Origin of the sequence: Staphylococcus sp. GDY8P72P (genome assembly GCF_016890655.1) — a bacterium.
GTDB lineage: Bacteria > Bacillota > Bacilli > Staphylococcales > Staphylococcaceae > Staphylococcus > Staphylococcus arlettae.
The window spans coordinates 72028-75984 of the sequence record NZ_JAFEQJ010000001.1; the positions used below are offsets into that span (position 1 = coordinate 72028).

The 3957-nt window shown below is 33.0% G+C and carries 3 protein-coding genes; 2 read left to right on the forward strand and 1 reads right to left on the reverse strand.

Annotation, left to right across the window (positions count from 1 at the left end; translation table 11 throughout):
- Positions 1–390 precede the first annotated feature (390 nt).
- On the reverse strand, positions 391–939 hold the full coding sequence (locus JVU85_RS00345; protein WP_021459717.1) for a TetR/AcrR family transcriptional regulator: 549 nt from the start codon (positions 937–939) through the stop codon (positions 391–393).
- Between the two features lie 126 nt (positions 940–1065).
- Between JVU85_RS00345 and JVU85_RS00350 the strand changes: the two genes are divergently transcribed.
- Both JVU85_RS00350 and JVU85_RS00355 read left to right on the forward strand, forming a co-directional pair.
- Positions 1066–1713 carry an HlyD family efflux transporter periplasmic adaptor subunit gene (locus JVU85_RS00350; RefSeq protein WP_002510307.1) on the forward strand — a complete coding sequence of 216 codons (648 nt, stop codon included), beginning with the start codon at positions 1066–1068 and terminating at the stop codon, positions 1711–1713.
- A 12-nt stretch (positions 1714–1725) separates the two neighbouring features.
- Positions 1726–3594: a DHA2 family efflux MFS transporter permease subunit gene (locus JVU85_RS00355; RefSeq protein ID WP_002510306.1), complete on the forward strand. Its 1869-nt coding sequence runs from the start codon at positions 1726–1728 to the stop codon at positions 3592–3594.
- Positions 3595–3957 lie beyond the last annotated feature (363 nt).

The following is a 3957-nucleotide window of genomic DNA, read 5'->3' on the forward strand; positions in this document are numbered from 1 at the left end:
AGTCAGCTACTGCCAATAAGGAAAGAGACTAGGACAAATCAATGATGTTCTAGCCTCCATAACGTAGACAAATCCTTTGCATTAATTTGCGAAGAGTTTGTTTATTTTTTATTTATATAGTTTTGTCAAAATAGTAGTGCTTTTTCGTATATTTACGTTAGTAGGAGATAATGTCGACCTATCGAATCATCTGATACATAATAACCTATATCCTGTTGACAGTGATTTATGCCGACTCCTGTGGGTAAAGCACTAGCTGAAGACTACAGGCTGAGGCAGTGCCCACGGAAAGCGTGCATAAAAACTGCCAATATGAAAAAAGACTAAGACAATCAATATTGTCTCAGCCTCATTTTTTAGTAAGTAATAAAAAACAAACACTAAATAATATTAGCGTTGTAATTTAATGGTATTGGCTAATAAAATTTGTGCTAATTGATCTTCTGATTCAGTGCAGCCTTCTTTGATCCAAAAATATATAATACCTAATTGACCGCCTATCGTATAGATAACAAACTGCTTCTTATTATAAATGCTGTCTTGTAAATCGAGAATTTCTTTATAAGATGACTTTGTAGCCGCTACATAATCTGAAAATAAGGATTTGTTGGGATAGGTTACTAAAATTGCATGAAAGTATCCATAGTTTCGTTTAATGTACGTTAAAATAATTTTAAAAAACTTGTAGATTTTTGCTTGGCTGTAATTAGCTTGAAGAAAGCTACTCAAAAGAGAGGTTAATAAGGTTTTATATTTAGTTAGATGATATTGTTGTATTTTGGAAATTAAGTCATATTTATCTAAAAAATAATCGTAAAATGTAGTTCTGTTGACACCACTATATGCACAAATCATTTTAATTGTTATTTCTTCAAATGGATGTTCCTCAAGTAAAATAATCATATTACGTATGATTTTATACTTAGCTTTTTGTTTCATATGGACACCTACGTTATCTAGTTTAAAACAGCCGACACATTTTATAGAAGTGTTGGTGTTTTTTTAATTCATATGTCTCTATAATATATAAAGTGAATTTTAAAAGCAAACAGGAGGAAAAGAGTAATGAAGAAAATGATATTGATTAATGTCATTACTATTGTTGTATTGGTAATTATAGGAGTAGTTGGATTCCATTTCTATAATCAAGCAACAAGTTACGTAACTACAGAGAACGCTAAAGTTGATGGAGATCAAATTAAGATTTCTGCACCAGCTAATGGTAAAATTGAGTCGTTCGATGTTAAAAATAATGACAAATTAGAAAAAGGCGATAAAGTCGCTGAAATTGCAGCAAAAGGTGAAGATGGTCAAGCTCAAAATACGAGTATTACAATGCCTCAAGATGGTACTATTGTGAAAAAAGATGCTCTTAAAGGTGCTATGGCACAAGCTGGAACACCAATTGCTTATGCGTATAATTTAGATGAGTTAAATGTGACTGCTAATGTCGATGAAAAAGATATTGCAGATGTTGAAGAAGGAAAAGATGTAAATATTAAGCTTGATGGTGAAGATGCTGAACTTAAAGGTAAAGTGGAAGAAGTTGGCAAAGCTACTGCCTCTAGTTTTTCATTAATGCCTTCATCAAACAGTGATGGTAACTATACAAAAGTTTCACAAGTTGTACCTGTGAAAATTTCATTAGATTCTAAACCATCTAAAAATGTTGTTCCAGGAATGAACGCTGAAGTTAAAATTCATAAAAATTAAGGAGGTCTAATCATGACAATGACCTTCATTATCGTTTATGTAGTCATAGCGCTCATTCTTGTTGGTTTGGTAAACCTGTTTATGTCAAAACGTAAACGGAAAATGAAAACCCAACGTACGGAACAAACATTAAGTGAAAATGATACATCACATCAAAGTTATCAATCTAAATTTAATATAAGAGACACAGATGAAACATCAGAAGCTAATGATGCTAATGCAATTTCAGAAGAGAATGGTAAGCTTAACATTTCTAATAATTCTGATGAAACTGAGGCTCTTACAAGTGATCAGAATGCTGTTACTCAGCATGAAGAATCACATACGCAAGAGGAAGAAATTAACGAAAAGTTAAAACAAAAGCATAGTGCATTTATGTTTGGTAAAGGTACGTCCCAAGGAAAAGTCTTAATTGCAATGATTTTTGGGATGTTTATAGCAATTTTAAATCAAACCTTGCTCAATGTGGCATTACCTAAAATTAATACTGATTTTAATATTTCAGCTAATACAGGACAATGGTTGATGACAGGGTTTATGTTAGTAAATGGTATTTTAATACCAATAAGTGCGTTCCTATTCAATAAATATTCATATCGTAAACTATTTCTAGTTGCGATGACTCTGTTTACTTTAGGTTCACTTGTCTGTGGTATTTCTGGTTCATTTACTATAATGATGGTAGGGAGAGTATTACAAGCTATTGGTGCAGGTATCTTAATGCCTTTAGGGACTAATGTTTTTATGACAATATTCCCACCAGAAAAACGTGGCGCAGCAATGGGGACATTAGGAATTGCAATGATTCTTGCTCCAGCTATTGGTCCAACGTTATCTGGTTATATCGTTGAAAACTACCATTGGAATATTATGTTTTACGGTATGTTTATTATTGGTTTGATTTCTCTCGCAATAGCCTATATATGGTTTAGAGTTTATCAAGTTACAACTAATCCTAAAGCAGATATCCCAGGTATAATATTTAGTACTATTGGTTTTGGTTCTTTACTATATGGTTTCAGTGAAGCTGGTAATAATAGTTGGACCGCGCCATCAGTAGTAATTACTTTACTTTTAGGTGTCGTATTTATTGTGGCATTTGTGATTCGCGAATTGACTATGCGTGTACCAATGTTGAATTTAGAAGTATTAAAATATTCTGGATTTACATTGACGACAATAATCAATATGATTGTAACAATGAGTTTGTTTGGTGGAATGATTTTATTACCACTATATTTACAAAATTTAAGAGGATTTACCCCATTACAATCAGGACTATTGCTATTACCTGGTGCTCTTATTATGGGCTTTATGGGTCCGATAGCAGGTCGTTTACTTGATACAATAGGTATTAAACCATTGGCACTTATTGGTACTGGTATTATGACGTATGCCACTTGGGAATTAACAAAACTAAATATGAATACAACATATAGTCATTTGATGGTTATTTATATTATACGTTCATTTGGTATGAGTTTTATAATGATGCCTATCATGACAGCGGGTATGAATTCATTGCCACAACGATTAATTTCGCATGGTAATGCATTGTCGAATACGTTACGTCAATTGGCAGGGTCAATTGGTACAGCGTTACTTGTTACTGTTATGTCAACGCAAACAACACAATATGTTTCGACATATTCACAAGATTTAGATAAAACCAATCCATTTATTAAAGATCGCTTACAAGAGATGGCTCAAGCAATGGGTGGCGAACAAATGGCAACACAGAAAATACTAGAATTTGTTCAAAAACTGGCATCTATAAATGGTGTGAATAGTGCATTCTTAGTTGCGACAGCATTAAGTGCATTAGCGTTTATTTTAAGTTTATTCTTACGAGGTAAAGAACACTATATTTCTAAAGAATAAAAAGTGAGATTAAAAAAACCGAGACAGAACGTCCCAGCTTTAGACTGTCGACAAAGTCTTTGACTTTGTTGGCAGTTTTTTTTGTGCACGCTTTCCGCGGGCACTGCCTCAGCCTGTAGTCTTCGGCTAGCGCTATTCCCGCAGGAGTCGGCCCAAATCACTGCCAATATTATACGGAAGATATTATAATTTATATAAATTAAACAGAGAAATTAAAAAATTTTCCATGGAGACTACGCTAATTTGTGATGCCATAAATCTAAAAAATAGCAATGTGGTTAGTAAAAGAATCAGTACTATTTTGAAAAAATTATATAAATAGAAAATAAACAACCCCTTCGCAAATTAGGCGCTGAACCCTTA